Below are 20,349 nucleotides of genomic sequence, written 5' to 3' on the forward strand. Positions count from 1 at the left end.
GAGGTCCCTTAATAAGAATGTAGCCATTTATAATCCAATATAAATTCTCTCAACATTGTTATCGTCAAATATCTGGAAAGCGGTACCTGAAATGACCATTCTTGCCTTTTGAGGTTGACTTGAATCTTTGTAAGTAATTAAAGTCCCGAGTTCACCCGTTATGGCGCTTAATTTGTCTACATTAAATAATTCCGCTGTAAGAGACTTAACTTTAAAGTTTGCAGCGGTTAAATTCTTAATAAATACATCACTATTCATAATGACTTGATTGTCTTGGATTATGAACGGCATGTACTTAGTAGAAGATGTACCAGTTGTGAAGAAAATTTTATCCGCTTGAAAACCTATTGAACTGATAACGGTTCCATTCGTTTGCTCACTGACCATAGACATGCCAGAAAACACACCGTTATTATCCATGCCCATTACGTATTTACCTTTCACACCATCAATTAAGTCAGCTTGTGATTTAAGCTTGATAGCATTTTGGCCGTAAACAGAAACTAAGGTTTGTAATGCGCCAGCATATGCACCCACATCAGTTGTATAGGTGGTTTTGAAGTTTTCAAAATCTGCAATATTGTCTGCATCTTCAATATCAATAAAGTCTAGATCCACCTCACCAGCTTTTCCTGAATAGTTACCGATGATCATTGGAGTAAAGAAAGCAGCTTTATTCGCAAATGTTTTTGGACTTAGTAGAGTGCCGGCACCTGCACTTGCACCAGCAGATCTACCTTTGAAATATGCAGTTCCAGTTATCCAAGTTCCCAGCGCAGGTGCGGTACCAGCAACAAGATAATGACTAGCTCCAATATCATTAATTTCGGTGTTGTCTTGGGCCACATACTTAGTTTTAGTGGCGTTCTGACAAGTTGCACCTAGGTATACAACACCCGTACCACTAACACGGCGGAATCTATACTTCACTCGGTAGTATTTGTTGTCATCGATTGGCAAAGAAGCAAACCAATTTAACCAAGCTTCATCATTTCCAACGTTATTACCTATTCTTAGTGCATATCCCCCACGGCAAGTTGCATCGGCCACTAAATTAAGCTCAGGTTTATTTCCACTTGGAGTTTTTACTAACCAATCTTTTTGCCATGTTTCTAGTACTGAAGCCATGATCTTTTGACCATTTGCAGAATACAGAGCAGACATCCTTTCAGTTGAAGATGCGATTGCTTCATTCGTCTTGGTAGACGTCATGTAATCACGCTCTAATGTCGCTTTTGTAGTTGATGCTAAGTCTTTTGCAGAATCGGCTATCTCTTTTGCCTTTTCAGATATTGCTCTTACCAGTGCTTGACGTGCATTGTGAACATTAGCAAAGTTGGTAATAAACTGATTTCGGTCAATCGTACTGGTTGCATTCATATTGGCGAATAAAGTAGCCAAATATGTATTTAAGGTACTGAAAGCAGTTGCATATGCAGCTGATGAGATTCCATACGTGACAGCTTCAGCTCGTAAACTTGTATCAGTTTGATAAAGTGTATCCCACACCAACTTCGCCTGTTTTTTCTCAACTGGTGTAAGTTTATTATCAGCTGCAATATCACTTAACTGAGCCATTGGAATATCAACTTTGGCTTGAGAACCTGCAGTCGTTTCCATCATTGAAGTGACAGTAAACGGCGTTACTGACTTATAAACCGATAAATCCGTTTCAATAGCCGCTGACCATCCTTCTTTAAAGTTATCTGGCGGGTTTGTATGAGTAATTGTTGCTGACTCAACCGTAATAGCTGGGTAAGACCAAGCATCTTTTTTGGTAATTAAGATGCACACTTTATTATTGCTATCTAAAGCTAAAGCCAAACCTTTAGTCGTAGTATTACTTTCATCTAAGGTGATACCAAAAGAACGCGAAGTCATATTTGGATAAAATGGTACTGTTGACGTATATGCATAGAACGCCAAGTCCAAATCAAAAATATTGTCTTCTTTGTTGTTGTAGTTATAACCTGAGATTTTAACTTTAGTCATGAAGGCACCAATTGTAATTGGTGTCTTAATTACAAGAGTTCCCGTAGTCGTGATTGGTTGACGCCAAGTCAAAGGCTTCACGAAAATTTTGCCTCCACCTGAACCCAGTGGCTGAACGCTCATTGCATTAGTATATTCTGAGGTAATTTTCTGTGATGATGCAGCAATAGCGCGCTCAACATTAGTATTTGTCATATCCGCATTCAGAATATAAGCGCCGTTTTTACTGTCTAACTTTGAAGACATCTCCGAAAGTTTGGCCGCCCATGTTTCTTTGAAATTGGTTAATGTTGAAATAGAGTCTGTAGCTGTAGAAACAAGATCTTGTAATGTCGGGTCAGCTGAAGCGTAATCAGTAACGTCATATTGCTCAATTTGAGCTAAGGTCCACACTAAAGGTGCAGTTACAGTTGGTGTAGATCCGCCAGCTACATAAACATGTCCTGAGTAAGTAATTGAACCTGTGGCACCGCATTTAATCATCCGAATATAAGTTTCGAATTTTCCTGTACCCTCAGTACTTCCAATAAATCTATCAATTGCACCAGTACCCATAGCGTTACCAGCATTCACTAGCTTATATCCAATCGGCAATTTAATGAGGTATTTAATAACGAAGACCGCATTTGCTCGGCCATTCACGGCCTGATAAAAACCACCCCATGTAGGATTAGCAGCTCCAATGGTTTTGATTTCCAGCTCATGTGTTGATGTAGTCGGGTTATCCGCACTTTTTGCAACACGTGTAACAGCAACATTCCCATTGCCAGCATTGTTATATACACCTACTGCATTATTACCCTTCTTAAAGTTCACGTCTCCTTGCACCAACTTGCCGTTAGTGATCATCATTGCCAGCATTGTTGTGTTTTCTAATGCCGAGCCAAGATTGTTAGTACTTGTTTGTAACTGCGAAATTTCAGTATTTTTAAGAGTTGCAAGATCTTGTGAAGTTTGATCAGCTGTAGCTTTTGTTGTTTTCACTACTGTAGATAATCCACCAGGTACACCAGCATCATATTGTTGAATTTGCTGGGCAATAACACCTTTGTTTGCATCTGCTTTGATAAAGGTATCTTCTACAAACTGTGCATTTTGCTTAAGAGAGGATCTAAAACCGCCTTTAAAATTCGGTGCAGAATTACCACGGCTGATAAACATATTAGTTATCGTAAAAGTTCCACCTGACGGTGCATTATCAAAGCGCAGCCCTAATGGAATTGCTTCAAATGCAGTTGCTTTTACATCAGAAGGGAAAATACCAGTCAATTCAATTTCACCACTAGCAGCAACTATAAATGAAGGTAATCCAATGCTATAAGTTGCTCCATGGAATTGAATGCTACAAGTCGCTCCAACCAAACCAGCTGCAGCGGTATATTTGATTCTTGCAACAACTGGATCACCTTTATCTATGGGAATTTCTTTATGTTTGTATTGAAGTTCCCAAACAGCAACTGTTCTATTGGTACCAGTGGTGATACTTAAATTTTTAGTATCATCACCTAGTAAAATCCAGTTTTCTTCTGAATAACGTAAGGTATCTAATTGTGCTTTGAAGACTTTAATTTCTTCTGCAAAGACTTCTTTAGCATCAGATCGAGTAATTTTTTCTTGAAGTATTTGAGCGTGGTTTTCTAACACCTTTTGTAAGTTACCACTGTTATTTGCCAAACCAATCGGAATACCACTTACGACCTGAACTGCAAGCATGATTTGTTTGGCTCCATTTGGGCCCGTATCAGGTGTTGAATGTAATTCGATCCCTCTCCCCGAGCCAATTCCTTTTTGACCTACTAATATGTATGCATCACGGCCAGTAATTTGATCAATTGTAAATGGGTTTGCCCCAAGAGAGATTAAGGCATTTTTAACAGTAGCAATATTTACTCCGATACTGTCGTAGTTGGTCACAATAACAAATGTGTCATTCGGAATCGCGGCGATAGCATTACTCATCGCCGTTGCATTCGCGATAGCAGCATATGTATCGTATCGAGTTGAAGAAGCAATTGACCCATCAGCAGCTAAAACATGAACTGAGAATCCGCGAGCTGAAGCTACGGATTTGATTTCACCTTTAAGGTTTTTTATCCCTGTGAAAAAGCCATTCCAACCACATGAGTAGACACGATAATTGAAAACTTGACCAAGATCTTGATTAAGTTGTTTATAATTTGACTCTAAGTTCGAAATTGACTGTGTTGTATTTTGCTGGTTGTCGCTAATTGTTGAGTTAATTTCTTGAAACTTACCGTCAGCAGATAATTTATTATTATCGACCGCAGATTTTAAAGTTACATAATTTTCAGAAATGGATGCAATTTGTTCACCATTCTTTTTAACATCTGCCTTGGTACCTTCAATTGCAGTCGCATTAGCCTCTAATCCTTTTTCAAGTTCACGAGGATTTTTTCTAAAACCAGTTGCTAACTCACCTTTTTCAATTTGTACTTCACGAATTAAAAAATCAGGTGCAAATCCAATTTGAGCATATAAAATTACATTAATATATTGTAAATCAACAAGATTAGTATCAAATGTATAAGTACATAAAACTTCTTTATCTGTAGAAATATTATTCCAAGAGGTTCCAATTTGATTGTTACTACCTGCAGCATCACGACGATGAATGATTAGGAGTATTTGTGATTGTGCAGCTGTCAATGATTTTGCCTTGAATGACAACGTGTATTTCTGGTTCCCTTCTAGACCTTCAGCTAAAGTAATCGTCTCAATAAAACCTTTAAAATATGTAGCTGTATTGGTTGATTTAAAATGCCCCCAAGTAATCCCATTTGAGTCCTTATAAACTTCTAATAAGCTACCTGCTACTGCTGAATTTTGACGCCAATTTGAAGTTTCAAGAGGCTTAGAAAAATCACCATTTTTAATAATATTATCGCCCCCGCTAGTAGAAATAGCGGCTTTGATGATTTTACTTTCCTCTGCAATCGCTTGGTTCGTTTCAGTTTTTGTGTAACGAGTACTATCAAGAGTGGCTGAACTGCTAGTCCATAAATCACCAAATTTCTGACGGAATTTGGCTTCTAGTGATTCAGTAGCTGCTGAAATTGCTTTGGTTGTATCAGACTTACTTGAATAATCAACAAGAATAGAAGACTTAACAATAGTGCTGTCTACATCTGATTCATTTAGAACTGGTGTAATTCTATATGCTTGCGCTTCCCACCACCCTGCATTTCCAGTATGACCTAAAGCAATACCTAACTGAATTTGGGGATATGTATCAGCAACTGAAGTCATGTTGATGACTTTTGAAATAAGAGTCCAAGTTTCATTTGCTGGGATTTCAGCAATTGGAACACTTACACTAGTATAATTTGCTGTTGAAAATACCCCATCATTTTTTGCACGACCAATTGGAATGTAACAAAGACCGTTTGAATCGGAGCTACGACGAACAACAAAACTCACAATATATGTTCGTGTATTTGGTAGTGATTGTTTATTGTAATTAAAACAGTTAACTGGATTTGAAGTATCCTTTCTGAAAACTGTATTACCAATTTTCCCAGTTGTCGTAGTTTTAAAATACTGAGACATGTCATAACCGTAATGGCTATACCACATGTCAGGATTCTTACAGTTATAATCGCCTGCCAATGAATCACTGTCATTTGCCGATTTCAGTGCTTCATCCAATTTAGTCAGTGATGTATTAAACGTCTTTGTTTGTGAAGCTGTAACTTCATCTAATTTTGCATTTGTAGCGTAGTTATTTAGAGCTTGAGCAGTGTTAAAGATATTCTTCTCTACATCTGTCATACCAACTTCAAGCTTAGATGTGCGCTGTGCTAATGCATCCCTTTCAGTCACATATGTTTGCTTAAACTCAGTGAGATTAGCAGATACTTGATCAAAAGCTGCATTAAAGTCATATGGACTCGCAATCCAGCTGTCAGTAGTTATAAATTCCTCTTTAACCAATACGGCCCAGTAAACAGTACCTACAGAATTTTTGTCTACTGTAGGTTTATTAATCATATAGAATTGAATTTCTCTACCTGTGCCTGCAGAACTTTTTGTAAAAGTAACTTTATTAATTACTTTACCTGCACCTGCAGGGCAAGCTTGAACCCACTGACTTCCGCCACCAGCATATACAGTTAAATTAGAGTTTGTATCACCAGCACCTCGAGTATGCTCAGCACACCAAAGAAGTGTGTATTTTGCTCCTACTTCCCAGTCTTCCCCCATTTTATAGCGTAGATGAGGATATGAAACTCCATTGTAAGTTCCTACTACATTAGAGTTGATTAACAAATTCGTGCCAGCTGGTGCAGACTTGTTAAGATTTGCTGATAAGGTATTTGATTGTTCAGTAACTGCTTTAATCTGTCCAGCTTGTTCTGTTACTTTTGAATTCGTTGTTTCAAGTGCTTCGCTTGAGGCTTTTTTCCCTATTTCAGTGTTAGTCAAAGTTAGATCATTTCTAAGCTTAGAAATATCTATACTTTGAGAAGATAAAGTATCGCCATTCTTCTTCACTTCAGCTTGAGTGACTTTAATTGCTTCCGCATTAGCATTTAAAGAGCTTTGAGTATCACGTGGGCTTGGGCTCCATGCAGTAGCCTTATTGCCTGCTTCGATCTGTAATTTTTGAATCGTTGGAATTCGACCAGAACCATATGTTCCATAAAACTCAATTGTAGATTCGGTAGTACTTCCTGTATGTACTTTAGGGGATACTGTAACTGCAAATCTTTGAAACTCATTTGCTTTTGTTACAGTAACTGAAGTTGTAAAGTAATGAGCAGATCCATTTGAAGAGTAAACCTGTACTGTTCCAGCAACGGGCACACTCACGTCAAAAGAAATAGTAACCGGCTTATCTAAATTTTCGTCATAAAAAGCTTTGAGCTCTTTACTTCGTTCATACATTAAGTATTCACGACTAGTTGATGCTGTTGAGCTTCTTGGCGCTTCTGAATTAACTACCGCATTAACCCCACCTATTTTAATATTATCTACTGCAGCTGTGATATCAGTAGCCACACGTCCCATGGCGCTATCAAGATCACTTTTTGTAGCTGTTTTCAATAATGCTTGAGCGTTGCTCTGAATACCTGTTTCAGCATTCTGCATTCTTGATTCAAGCTTACTGGTCCGTTCTGCTTCAGCCTCAGTTCTATTAGTAGCAGTTTTGAATAAATCATTTGCAGTTGCTGTTGCATCATTTGCTGAAGCTAAAGAGTTGTTATCTTCAACGATAATGTAGTTAAGCTGACTTATACCTGGTTGAGCTGCATAGTTACCAATAAACATTGGGGCATAAAATTCAGCTTGTGCTGGGAAAGTACGCGGATTATCAATTGTTCCAAGTCCCGTAGCTGCACCTGTAGATTTTCCTTTCAGGTAAAGTACCACTTCTTGCCATTCACCTAAATTTGGTTTAATTGCAGACAACAAGTAATTTGATGAGCCCATGTCTGCAGCAAGATTATTTGTAGTTGTTACATACTTAATTTGATCTGCTGTTTTACATGCAATACCTAAGTAAATACTTCCATTTTCACCAGCAACACGACGGAAACGTGCACGCACCCGATAAAGCGTATCTGGATTAATTTTTACTAATTCTTTCCAATGAACCCAAGCTTCATCATTGCCAGCATTATTACCAAGCTCAAGAATATAACCGCCAAATGCATCAGAATCTTGAAGTACTTTAGCTTCACCTGTAGTTCGCCAAGTTGACCAGTCATCAATTCCTTTTGCTGTTACTACTGCCCTCACACCAGTAGTTACTTGAGTTTGAGACTTGAGACTTAATAAATTTTGAGAAAGTGCTTCAGTAGCTTTTACCGCTGTTGTACCAGTTTGCTGCGCTTCGGCTGCATTATCGAAAGCCAGTTTAGCAATATCATCAGTAGTTTTAAGTGAAGAAGAAAGGCCAGATATTTTAGTGTTTGTATTACTTTCTAAGGTAGATACACTTTTTTGGACATCTACAATCTGACCTTGTACCTTCAAATTTTCCTTCGAGATACTTGTATCAAGTTCTGTAAATTTTGTCGTGGTAGACTGTTCAAATTCAGCTAGTGACTCAGTTACTTCTAGAATATTTGAATTAGACAGACGATCTGCTTCTTCCAGAGCTGCTTTCGTTTGGTCGATACGTAATGATAAGGCTTTATCTCCATCAGAAACTGACTGAGTAATTGTCGCTAAATCAGACGTTGTTTTAGTCTTATTTGAATTATAGTCAGTCTTTAGTTCTTCAAGTTTTTTTGCTTCTGAAACAAGTTTCTCATCAACAAGTTTTACAGATGATTCAACCTTTTCGATATATGAGGCATTACCAGTAATTTGATCACGCCATGCTTTCGGAATGGTGTCATTTAGTGCTGTAATGTCCCAGACCTCATAATCAGCAAGGATTACATCAACTGGGCTTGAAGTGCTTGGTAAAGGTGGATTAGTGCCAGCTAAAACACGAAAATGCCCATGAATAGCTGCTGGTGCATCATAGCCACACTGAACAACAGAGTAATAAACCTCAAACTTGCCTGTACCTTCTTTATTTCCAAGTACTCGTAAATAACCAGTACCTGTAGCATTGCCAACAGGTAATAAATATGTCCCTTTTGGCATTTTAATAATTTGTTTTATTAAAAACGTTTTATTAGGCGCAGCTACAAGTGTAGGAACAGTTGGATACCAGCCACCACCTAAAGATGCTGTAGATCTTAAAAGCATCTCATGGGTACTATTTACGGGGTTATCCGTTGATTTGGCTTGTCGAGTTAGTGTTGAGCCTGCTGGTACCGCATAGGCACTTAATCCCCCATTCCCCGATAGAAACGTCGGATCATCACGTAAAGGTTTACCAAGTGATTGCATCCGCGCTAACTCATTCGCACTTAATAAACTTGCATTTGTGGTGTCTAAACTGGCTTGTATTTGATCAGTTTTTTCAGCCACAGATTTGGTAAGGTCAACTACAGTTCGTTCAACACTATTAATGGCAGCTTTGTTATCACCAATTTGAGATTGAGCAATACTAATTTGTTCAGTAATTGCTTTGTCTTGAGCTGCACGAGTTTTAGATTCTTCTGAAATTAAGGCGTTTGATTTACCCAATTCGTTTTGCATTTCAGCAAACTTAAGCTCAAAACTTTGAGTTAAAGCCTCTTTATCATTTGCACGTGCTTCAGCTTCAGCCAGAAAGCCAGAATCAACTTTCTTATCAAGTTCAACATATTGTGCAGCTACTTGATCTACTTTCTTAACTGCAGCTTCAGTTTGGCTTACTATTGGTTCAATTTTTTGATTAATGAGAGTATTTGTTTCTTCACCCAATGCTAATTTAGCATCATCAATCATTTGACCAGCTTTAACTAAGTTTTGATCAATATCTTGTTTTAAAGCGGCCTTAGTTTGATCAATAACAATTAGAGTGTCAGCTGCTTGTTTTTTACGGTCTAAAACTTCTTGATCTGCAATTTTTTTCGCATTTTCAGCAACTATACGAATTTCATCTGCATCACTTCTAACATCAGCAATAATAGAATCCGTTTCTCTCTTGATGAAACCAATTTTGTCATCAAGTTCTTTCTCAGCACGAATAGCACGTTGTTGAGCATCTGCCACCAGCGCTTCATTCGCTTGAATTGATTGATCAATACGTTGATTGGCTTCATCCAAACGAATGTTTGCATCACTGACATGCTGCTCAACAATCTGTTTTGTATCGACAATTTCTTGATCAATATAAGCCCGAATTTCATCAACTTTATTTTGTGCAATCTGACCTACTTCTTTTACTTGGTCATGAATTTTTTGCACTTCTTCATCAATATGATTAATACCTTCTTCAAGCAATTTATAGGCTTCAGAATCTTTAATATTATCAATTAACTCCTCTACTTCTTTTATTTTTTCATCAATTTCTTGGCTTATCTGATCTTTGTTTTCATCAATTTTTTCGCCTTGTTCTTTTAAGTCTTCTTTTAAACTCTCTAACTTATCAAGAGCGTCTTTAAATGCCCCCTCAATAGCTTTAGGGTCAATAGGCACACCTGCAACCGTAAGCGTTGTGCCTACGGCCATACTGCCTGCAACAGAACTATTACCTGCTACTGAAGTATTACCTACTACAGTGCTATTTCCCGTTAATGTGCTATTACCAGTTTGTTGTGTATTAGCTTGCACATTCATCAACGGCGTTTTAATAGATACAGTTGTGCCAGAATCTACTTTTAAATTTTCTTTAGAGATAAATTCAATATTGTCTTGTCGAATACGGCGCACACCTACAATTGCGCCGTCTCCGTGACTAACATAACTATGGATTACTGGACGTTCTTCATTGCCGTTTTCAAAGAAGACATAGACGTCTTCCCCATCCACAATTTGTATTTCTGTATCTAAATCACTATCACCGACTGGATAGGCAAAAGTTGCCGTAATGCCTTCACTCGCGCCATCAGTTAAACCATGAATGTGTACTTGTGCAGTACGACCTTTTGCGTTGTAACTTAAAATCTTTGCACGTTTATAACCATTCATATATTTGACCTACAAATTAGCAATCCAGAACTTTGATGAAGTCCCCATTGATCCCCCGATTGCGCCTGTATCTATATGATGTGCAGCTGTTAAAACGACATACTTCTTACTATCAATTTCGAATATATCGCCCGCATTCCAATTCAAATTTAGCGGCCTGATTATGGTTCCCCGCAAGATCAAAACTTTTTCTAAGTTTTTAACTTGTCGGGCATCTAAACCAGCTCTTTGCGTAACAGTGTGGCCTGGGGTTATTGAGTCATCACCAACAACCGTTGAACCGTTATTCTCCACGGTCACGAAAGATGATTTTTGCATCAGTTCCAAAGGTTTACTGGATATCCAAACGACACTGCTAGGATCTAGTTTTGTGACTGGTTCCTTTTTGAAAAAAGAATCAATTTTTTGAGCTGACATCTTATTGTTTTGAAAACAAATGACTGCCGCTTCTTGCTGCAGATAATGAGCCAAACGTTGTGTAGGCAAGCTTCCCTTTAGGCATACGAATTTTGGCAAAGGTAAATCACCACCTAGACTGATAGTTGCTCCACAAGCTCTTATCACTGAATTAAAGGAGGTTTCATTACTAATAACAGCTTGCTTTGAATTTTCGATAAGTCTTTTACAGCCAGCCAAAATGCCAATACATGAGATACCACCTACACGGCGATCTTGTTTAATAGTTTGAGTTTTTAGAGGAGTAACTTTGATTAATTCAAATGGATGAGAAATATCGTTTACAGTTAACTGCTCCCCTTCTTTCAAAAGGGAGTCTAATTCTGCTGTTGATTGAACTGTAAACTCAATGGATGCTGGAATTGGTACGAGATCAGTTCTTAAAGTTGCACTAATGAGCTCAGATGCTGGAATAACTTTACCCGCAGACACAATGGTAATTTGCATTAACGGTTCCCCATATTAAAACTCTTAGGGACCATTAAAAATGCAAGTTTTGGTAAAGCTTCTTTCTTCTCATTATAGTTTTGCTGAGCTTCTGAGACTGAAAGCCCGTAACTTTCGACACCTAGCCCACGGGTAGCTTCAACTAATCGAGCTTGCAAAAGATCACATTGCGCTTTTACTAAAGGCAAAATGATTACATACTCATCCCCATTAAGTTCTATGGATTCATTCAGTTCAATACTGGTAATTGCCTTAGTTTGACAATCTAATGTCGCCCAACCCGCATAAGATTTTGTCTCTTCAATAAATGCCTTAACGATATCCTCAAGCAAAATTGAGTAACCAGTTAATTGATATTCTTTATAGAGTTCTTCCGAAAGTTGCTGGATAGAACCAGCAACTACAGCATACCCTTCTGATTCAGGTAATAACTTCATAGCCATTACCCAAATAGATTGCCCAGTTGACGACCAACGCCTTGCACAGCATTTGCAAGATTAGTTGCTTGTTGAGCAGTATTGATCACTTGCTGAACTCGATTAACAAGCTCAGCTGTACCATCAATTTCTTTTTTACCCGGCTGAATACTACCGTTGGTACCAATGTTTGCGAAACTACCAAAGTAGTTGTAATCAATTGGGCAAGAAACTGTCATTACTTGTGATCGGCTATCAGAATCGTATTCAGCTGATTCAAAACGAATAGCACAGTTTTCAAGTGCATATGAGCGGGTAAAACTTCCTAATCGGCCATCGTAGTAATCACCATGGATGATTCCACCACTAGCTACGACATATTCAGCTAATAGTTGATCATGACCAGCTTCAGTTACTAGGATTTGAAGGTTGCCTGTGTAATGGGTTTTCGGTGGACCAGCAACAATTCCAGTAAAACCACCCGCATATTGAACTTCTGCTGGATCTTCATTACTCACAATCGGCCGTGGGCAACTTTTAAATAAAAAGCGAAGGTCTTCCATGCCACGAGGTACAAACATTCCTTGACACGCTAATAAGGGGGACCCAAGTTGCTGTAAGGCAATATAATCTTGTTTAAGCTGGTTAAGTAAAATCGGGTTAGATTGTTGCATGATCTTGATGCTCTATAGCTTTTATATGCATCAAGAGTAAAAGGTTAAAACCCTTTCAAAGTTGTTTGGTTCCATTAAAAAAGCCACCTTAAAGGTAGCTTTGTTTATTTCTTTTTATCCAATATTCGGCGGTACCCGCAGAACTTGTACTGAAGGCACACCACGTTCAAGGGTATCTTGGACACATCGATAATCAGAGTTATTTGGTTCATAACCGAGTTCACCGCGAATATTTCCTTTATGGATCGTCATAGGTGCATCAAAACGCCCACGCATAAAACGGCCAATGATAATCGTGTCAGTTAATGATTGATTTGTTTTTGTTTCAGTTTTATCAGTTTTTTTCTGATATTGAATACCTGGCGCTTCACCTAAGATTTGAGTTGTATTCATGCTTATTTCCTTATTTGAATGGATGATAGGTAAAGCCAAAAAATGACCTTACCTATGAGTAATTAGTAAATACCTAAGCGTTTACCTTTTTTGAATGAACGTAAACGCTTGTTGATTGCATTCGCAGTAAAAGCATGAAGTCGAGCTTTTTTCATACCAGCTTTTTGTGCTGCAGTTAAACGGACCTTTTGACCAGGTAATCGTTTATTCACAACGGTTTTGACACCTTGACGAATAGCCAACACACCACGGTAGTGAATTTTTCGTCCATTTACTTTCCGTTGGCTAAATGCTCCATTTCGAGCTTTAATTTTTTTAGCCATTGAATCAAAACCTTCTTCAGTTTCATCCGCTTCACCGAAAATAAACTCTCGAACGAGTTCTTCAAGTTCTGGGCCATCGTCTGGCATATTAGCAAGAACTGTATTGGCTGCTGCTTCTAACGCCGCGTCAGCAACTTCTGTATCATCACTAAAGATCTCTTCAATATCAGAAGTGTCAACGCCGAATGTTAAGAAAGCATCGGACAGAGATGCCATTAAAGCGCTTTCAAAGATGCCTTCTTCATCATCTGCACCATCTAAGGCATCGACAATTAATGCATCTAAATGATCAACGCCCAGTTCACCTTCTTCAAGCTTACCTTCACTGATTGTATCTACCGTATCGGATAGAATGTTCAGAGCAATTTGTCGTACTTGTTCAATCACAGATTGCTGTTCTCGATCAGTACTTGAAACCTTACTTACAACGGTAGAAATATTCTCCGCTGCTGAATCAAAAGCACGTAAAGTTAATGGTTTTTCAGTAGTGGGGCCAAATGGATTCATCTTGATAGATCCTTAATAAAATTATTTAACTAAAACGTCGTCATCAAAAATTGCGGCACGAGTTGTACCAACAACTCCATGGGCTAAATAGAGTCGTACACGCTCATATGGATAGTCTTTGTCAGGTATTAAACTGAACTCAAAAGGTTTACCCCCTAGATCTTCAGCCGGTTGCAACCAACCGGTTGTTTCACTAGAAGCACCTTCTAAAAACTCTTGGATGTCATCACCAGCTTTTTTGATATAGTCCGGTGTAGCTTGGAACATATAAGTCCGTAGGATCTCGATACATTTATTCGTAACTCGAGCCGAAATCTCCGCGGCCGGAACTAAACGCAAAGCACTATTTTTGCTTTGGTATTGGGTAAGCACATCACTTAATACAAATAATGTAGTTTCAAACTTAACTGGGCGAACTACATTTACTTTAGCCTTAGCCAACATTTCTTGTGTCTGTTCATCTTCAAGATCAATATTCGGCATCTGGCTTAAGTTTTTTGCTGTAAAGGGATAATCTTTCCAAGCTACTGCATTTTTTAACGGCGCAAAGCCTTGTTTATTTAACTTTGCATTACGTAATAATTTATCGCCGATGTAATGGCCCAAATAATAAGCTGGTACCTTACGACCTCTTAGCGTGACAGCATCAGATGGGCGGCAAAGGTTCGGGCTCCAAATGAATTGAACAAACTGTGATTGAGCATCTACGCTTGTCGCAAATTGAGCTGCTTGCTCAGCTGTAAAAGTTGGGTTGATTTCAGCATCCAAAGGAATACGTAATTTTGTAGCTGCACGTTGAGCCGCAACATAAATTGGTAAATCATGAGGATTTGGTAAAGTCAGATATGCTGGTGTGCTTAATTGGCTTGTCAGAATTTTATATAGTTCATCTGGATTAAATGACGGTAACGATTCGTCTTCCAATGCCAACGTTTTTGATGCACGACCTAAGCTATTTGATTCGTTATAAGCATTAGATTTGAGAATTGCTTGTAACGCATCAATACCTAACGATAAATCAAATCGCTCGAAATATTCTTTCGCATCAGCTACAGCGACAATAGAAGCGGAATTTTCAATGTCTCCATCTACTAATCCCTGAACAGTAACAATTTGGTCACCAGTTACCGCATCACGTATTTCTAAACGCATAGAAATATCTGCAGGTCCACGTGGGCTTGAAACTTTCGCAAAAAAGGCCACATTGATTTCTGCACTTGCAAGATAACTGTATGTATCAAATTCTAATTTGAGTGATGGACTGTCCCCTGCTACAAGGGATAGCTCACCTGTACTTGATAGAGCAAGTATATTCATTACATTACACGCCCAAGGCTATTTGTTTTAAGTATTTTGAGCCGTTGGCTTTTTTGATTTTCTGGCTAGTTCCAATGAAAAAAAACCACTCGAAAGTGGTTTTTCTTTTCCTAAATTTTATAATCCGCTAGCAGGCACTGTAGGCTCTTCTGCCTCAGTAGGTACAATCTGAAGTACATTACCTTTCAAGCCATTAATTTGATCTAAGTTATCTAGCAATTGTTTATGAGCTTCGTCACCGATCAAAGTGAATGTAACCTTTTGACCAGCTTGTACTAAAACTTGTGTAAATGGTTCGGTAATGTCACTTAAACCTTTATTTTGAAGTGTAATACTTCGTTCTGTTGGTTGATCACCTACAGCATCCATAATTGGGTTCGTGCCATCAATAATGAAAATAGTCATCTTGTTACTCAACAATTAGATTCTTACCAAGACCCTTCAACTGACGTAAGTTTTCAAGAACTTGATGCTTAAATGTTTGGTTATGGCACTTAATTTTTTGTGTTTGACCTGCCCCAATAGAAATACGTGATAACGGTTCTAAAACAGTTGAAAAACCGTTATTAGTCACATTAATAACTAGAGGATCTATATTACTAATGGTAGAACCAGAAAGATTTTCCACAATTTGATGTTCGGCTTTAGGATTATCAGTTTCTTTAGTTTTATTTGCTACATACCCTAACTCATCAACATTCCAAAAAATTTTGGAATCAAGATCTTTTAAAGGTGTGACAGAGTCATTTGATGATTCAGTTGAGTTTCCATTATCTTTAGTACTGGAATCTTCATTATCTGAATCGCCATTTTTCAAATCAGTAGGTTTATTACCTTCATCTTGAGATGCGCCGTTTTCAGGACCTTGGCTATTTAACAAATCACCTTGATCTGAAGAATTGTTCTCATCAGATTGAGGGTTCTGTGTTTCTGTAGTTTTATTTGTTTTACTACGTGTATTTTTTGATTTAGTAATAGCTTGTTCGTCAGTTGAAGCTAAAGTTTCGTCAGTGTTTTGTGTTGCTGCAGCCATGAGATTATCCTTTCAATAAATAGGGTAAAAAGGCGCATCGAAATGCGCCCTTATTTGTTTTACTTACGAATTTTTGAGGGATGGCATATTGATACAGTGGATGACATAACTTTGATCAGCATAACGTTCTAACGGGTTCATTTCGGCTGCTTGAGCACCGATTAAAGTAAGTACTGATTCACGCGCATCTGGACGAGTTTCAATAACTGAAAGAGGCGTTTGAATAAAGCCAACGAACGGCGCACGAATTGGCTCATTACCACGACCAACTAAAAGCATATCAAACGCTGTATCTGCTTCAGCTACAAGCTCTTGTGCTGACGGTGCGTGGTAAACGTTAGTACCATCTGCAAGAGTACCAATACGGACAATTTGACCATAACCAGCAGTGTATCCGGTTTTAACTGGCATCTTGTCGCTTGACAGTTGATTAAAGAATACTGAGCCAGTATCGCCAACATATAAGTCAAATGCTACGGTAGAGCCACCTGTACGTTGGTTAATATCCAATTTGGCCGCTGCAATAAATTTATTTACTTCCGCAAACAAGTCACCTGAAGTATTAAATGCAGCTGCTAATTTACCAGTCACACCACGAGAAGCATCAAAATTAACTTCACGACCTGAGTATTCAGCTAAATCTTTTGCTTCACCTAATAAACGTACAGTTTGTTCTAAGAAGATTTTTCCTTGAACAATAGCTAAAGCCTGCCCCAGGAAGCCAAGCTTAAGTTCGTTAGTTAACTGAGATTGTAATAGTGTTGAAGCTGTAACCCGTGCCATGATTGGTGACGCAACCAATGTTTCATATTCAGGTTCGAAATCAACACCAACTGGGGTTAATAGATAGTTATCATTACCATCCCGTGCATCAAAATCCGCAACCAGATGAACTTCAATTTTCGCACCAGCTGGTAATGCTTCATTCAAAGTCACGCTAATTTTGCTAGCTGAAATGTCAATTTCGCTACCAATTACACGATATTCAACGCCGTTTACTACTACGTCTTTCTCAGCAATAGCAGAAATCTTGCCTGAAAATTTTGATTTACTGCGGCTTCGAGTATGCGCAACTTCTTTACCATTGATCTTGATAGATACATTACCCGCAATAAATGGCAATAAACTCGCTTTGGCGTCAGGTGTTTTAGCCTTGAAGTCTTCATAACCTGTTCGTGCAGTTACAGTATAAGTTGTACCTGCACCACCATTAGACAATGCAAAACGGAATCGTCCTTCAACATAAGGCTTAGAAGCATTTGCACCATCTAAGTATTCTGATTTCTTCATTGCACCAAAATCACGGTTGGTGATAAAGCGAATAGATACAATCGGTACTTCATTTGAACCATTCGAGTTGGGAACCATTGCAACGATAGGTGTTGCATAAGCGATAACGTTGGCGATAGTAGCAACTGTAATTGCAGGAACGATGCTTACAGATTCATGATGTTGGTGATTTACATCATCAAAACCAGATTCATTAATACTGTCATAATAGCTAAGGGTCTCAGCAGGCAAAGCAGCTGCTTGTTTTGCGCCACTTAAACCAGCAGTTAACGCAGCGGCAATGATTGAAGGATGCGGTAATTCGCCCCCATGACGTGATTGATATTGTGATACCCCAAACATCACAGCTTTATCAATCTCTGGTGCATACTCCATGCCGATTGAATCAAAAATTTCTTTTAATACTTCTGGGTACTCTTCTGCCGCTGTTTGCGCACTGTCAAACCCATTTTCAAGCTCTTCAGGACTTTTGAAATAGTAATTTCGGCACTGAACAGTTGCTAGTTGTTGAGCATCATAATTTTTACGAATTTCTTTTGTTAACACAGTCATTTTAAACCAGCCTTTGGCTTTCTATGTAAGATGCATAAAGTCTGACATGGCGTATTTTTACTAAAGTTGGTCGGTTCCAAACATAAAAAAGTCCCCAAAATTGAGGACAAAGAAAATGTAGCTAAAGGACCATCTCAGCCCTTTATTTATATAGCTATCCGCTTACACCACTCGAAACATAAATCTCCACATTATCACCTGCTTTCACTTTATAACGGAGCTTATCCCAGCAATGCTGTCTAAACGGTTCAGTGTCGGGGGCAGCAGCTGTTAATGTAAGAATAGACACCCAGTGAGAATCGTTTTGCGGATCTGCATATGGAACATTGCTTCCAAAAAACTCTACTTCTGCCCCGTTCCCAATTACCTGGTAATTGAAAATTGCTGAAGTACATTGTTCAGCTATTTCAATGTCACCTGTCTTTTTACCTTTTTCATTGAATATTAAATAGCTCATTTAGTTTCTCCATCACCTATAGGTGAAATAAACAAATCATCTCTACGGTTTAAAACATACTTACTGCCAAAATCTGCCATGAGGCTAAAACCAGTAATATTCACAATCTCAAACCACAACATTAGATTTTCATAAATCATTAAACCTAATAGATCCCCTTCTTTAAGAATCAAGTCGGGAATGTTGATTATCCTTTCCAAAACATCTTCCAACTCATCATTAAATGGCTCTACTTGAGCAGTTAGCACCAAATCCGAGGGGTTATTCATTGAGAAGTTCTTTTGAATATAACCACCATTAAATTTATCGAAATGAACATAAGCAGCGCCCTTATATTCGTACTTATAGTTGGGTTCGTCTTGAATCGATAAAGTGTTCGCTTCAAAAGAAAGAGGATCTAAAGGTTTTGAATCTTCAGCCGGATTATTGAAAATTACTTCTTTTCGCCAAATTTGCGCTGGAATACTTGCTAGAGCATTCATCACAACACGTCTAGCTGCTAAACGGCGTCCATTTGCAACTTGATTTACTGATCTATTTAGCATTTCGACTTAAACCCTTCATAAAGACATTTAACATGTCATTGTCGATTGCGCCTGATTTATGTAAGGCTTGAATTCTTTCAATTTGACTCGCTCTAACAGTTTCCACTTCAAAACGTTTGAGGGTTTTTAATTCGCGTTCTAAGAGCTTTTTGGCAACTTTATCAGCTCTACGCATCATTTCTTTTTCTGCTTTTTGGATATTGGCTTTGATTGGCTTAACAGAACCATTCATCAAATCCTTTACTTGCTCGTTAATTGAATTCTGTATTTGCTTATCTGTTTGTTTATACCGTGCACCTACTTGTTTTTTACGGTCTTTCTCTACTTCCTTTTTAAGGTAGGCAATCCCAGATGGTGAACTAATCCACTTAACAACGCGCAATACATGCTTACATGCCACACCTGATAAATGCGGGTTACGTATCTTCGGAAAGCCGCCCTCATCACGTCCTAAATTGTAACCGCCAATAGTTGCCATATAGCGGTACCAGAACGTATGACGTTCGCAATCACACTGAAATTTGATTTTGCCTTTAGCCAAGCGGTTTTTAACCGTGGTTAATGCCTGCTTGTCGATATCAAATACGACAGATTTAAAGTTTGAAAACTCAATCTCAACGTGATGATTTAAAACTTTACTATTTGGGCCGGCATTAGTAAGAAAGTGCACTAATCCAGCTTTTCTGCTGACTGGTACCGCCAAATATATTTGCTCATTTGCACGGTCAATATCGTCTTGTCGGCTTAAATTAATGATGTTTTGAGGGGTAATACCCTTACTATACTGATCTTTTAATAACTGAATGTTTTCCTGAAATGCCAAGATATCATCACGGGTAATACGCCGTGGCACTTCCCCATTTCGCTGACCTAACGTAGTAAAAAGAACTCGTTCGACATCATATTTTTCCCCTTGGGCAATATCTTGTGGTCGCAAGAACATAGGCTTAGGGATCTTTCGTCCCCAATCATCATATTCAATTTCTTTTTCTGCAAATGCCCGCTGTTCTCGATCTGCTCGTTGGCGACTTTGTTGATCTCTACGAACTCCACCATTTTGCAAAGATTGGTTTAATTGCATCTGAGCACGGCGTAAGTCATCTGGCTTAAATGCTGACATATTAATTATCCTGCAAGTATTCTTTTTGAAGTCTTAAAAGATCAACTAGGCGTGGAAATGCTACTTTTTGTAGAGGTAACTTTTCCCAAACACCATTTGCCCCACAAGCCACAAGTACTGCATCAATATGATTTCTTGAACCATATAATTTCAAACTCAACAATGATGGATCTTGCGATTCATCCTCTTTAATCTCCCATACAATCAAGTTCTGAATATTATTCTGTTGAAGATATCGGTGAATTAAATCTCTGATGGCATTTCGATAGTCATTTCTCATACTGTTTCACCT

General features: G+C 38.4%; 14 protein-coding genes. All 14 read right to left on the minus strand.

Translation table 11 applies throughout. From position 1 onward, the window contains the following. Positions 1–27: 27 nt before the first annotated feature. Positions 28–10,527: an interleukin-like EMT inducer domain-containing protein gene (locus tag J690_RS13605; protein ID WP_032036418.1), complete on the minus strand. Its 10,500-nt coding sequence runs from the start codon at positions 10,525–10,527 to the stop codon at positions 28–30. Positions 10,528–10,536: 9 nt separating this feature from the next. Further along, the gene (locus tag J690_RS13610; RefSeq protein ID WP_032036419.1) at positions 10,537–11,430 is read right to left on the minus strand and encodes a hypothetical protein; all 894 of its coding nucleotides are present in this window, start codon (positions 11,428–11,430) and stop codon (positions 10,537–10,539) included. Beyond that, positions 11,430–11,873, minus strand: coding sequence for a hypothetical protein (locus J690_RS13615; protein WP_032036420.1), 444 nt, complete (start codon positions 11,871–11,873; stop codon positions 11,430–11,432). Before J690_RS13615 ends, J690_RS13610 begins: the two co-directional genes overlap by 1 nt. Next, positions 11,873–12,520 carry a hypothetical protein gene (locus tag J690_RS13620; RefSeq protein ID WP_001187722.1) on the minus strand — a complete coding sequence of 216 codons (648 nt, stop codon included), beginning with the start codon at positions 12,518–12,520 and terminating at the stop codon, positions 11,873–11,875. Before J690_RS13620 ends, J690_RS13615 begins: the two co-directional genes overlap by 1 nt. A 114-nt stretch (positions 12,521–12,634) precedes the next feature. Beyond that, positions 12,635–12,913, minus strand: a complete 279-nt coding sequence (locus J690_RS13625) for a hypothetical protein (protein ID WP_032036422.1) — start codon at positions 12,911–12,913, stop codon at positions 12,635–12,637. A 62-nt stretch (positions 12,914–12,975) separates the two neighbouring features. After that, positions 12,976–13,743, minus strand: a complete 768-nt coding sequence (locus J690_RS13630; RefSeq protein WP_032036424.1) for a hypothetical protein — start codon at positions 13,741–13,743, stop codon at positions 12,976–12,978. A gap of 21 nt (positions 13,744–13,764) precedes the next feature. Beyond that, positions 13,765–15,060: a hypothetical protein gene (locus tag J690_RS13635; protein WP_001022857.1), complete on the minus strand. Its 1,296-nt coding sequence runs from the start codon at positions 15,058–15,060 to the stop codon at positions 13,765–13,767. A 117-nt stretch (positions 15,061–15,177) separates the two neighbouring features. Next, on the minus strand, positions 15,178–15,465 hold the full coding sequence (locus J690_RS13640; RefSeq protein ID WP_000151780.1) for a hypothetical protein: 288 nt from the start codon (positions 15,463–15,465) through the stop codon (positions 15,178–15,180). 4 nt (positions 15,466–15,469) lie between these two features. Then, the gene (locus J690_RS13645; RefSeq protein WP_032036426.1) at positions 15,470–16,093 is read right to left on the minus strand and encodes a hypothetical protein; all 624 of its coding nucleotides are present in this window, start codon (positions 16,091–16,093) and stop codon (positions 15,470–15,472) included. Positions 16,094–16,156: 63 nt separating this feature from the next. Beyond that, positions 16,157–17,935 (minus strand): hypothetical protein, encoded by a 1,779-nt coding sequence (locus J690_RS13650; RefSeq protein WP_032036428.1) that lies wholly within the window; start codon positions 17,933–17,935, stop codon positions 16,157–16,159. A gap of 154 nt (positions 17,936–18,089) precedes the next feature. Further along, positions 18,090–18,392 (minus strand): hypothetical protein, encoded by a 303-nt coding sequence (locus tag J690_RS13655; RefSeq protein WP_032036430.1) that lies wholly within the window; start codon positions 18,390–18,392, stop codon positions 18,090–18,092. After that, on the minus strand, positions 18,389–18,937 hold the full coding sequence (locus tag J690_RS13660; RefSeq protein WP_000934749.1) for a hypothetical protein: 549 nt from the start codon (positions 18,935–18,937) through the stop codon (positions 18,389–18,391). The genes J690_RS13655 and J690_RS13660 overlap by 4 nt, the downstream gene beginning before the upstream one ends. Further along, on the minus strand, positions 18,927–20,057 hold the full coding sequence (locus J690_RS13665; protein ID WP_032036432.1) for a hypothetical protein: 1,131 nt from the start codon (positions 20,055–20,057) through the stop codon (positions 18,927–18,929). The genes J690_RS13660 and J690_RS13665 overlap by 11 nt, the downstream gene beginning before the upstream one ends. A gap of 1 nt (position 20,058) precedes the next feature. Then, entirely contained in the window at positions 20,059–20,337 is a 279-nt protein-coding gene (locus tag J690_RS13670; RefSeq protein WP_032036434.1) for a hypothetical protein, read from the minus strand. Positions 20,338–20,349 lie beyond the last annotated feature (12 nt).

The organism is Acinetobacter sp. 742879 (genome assembly GCF_000588535.1).
Lineage (GTDB): Bacteria > Pseudomonadota > Gammaproteobacteria > Pseudomonadales > Moraxellaceae > Acinetobacter > Acinetobacter pittii.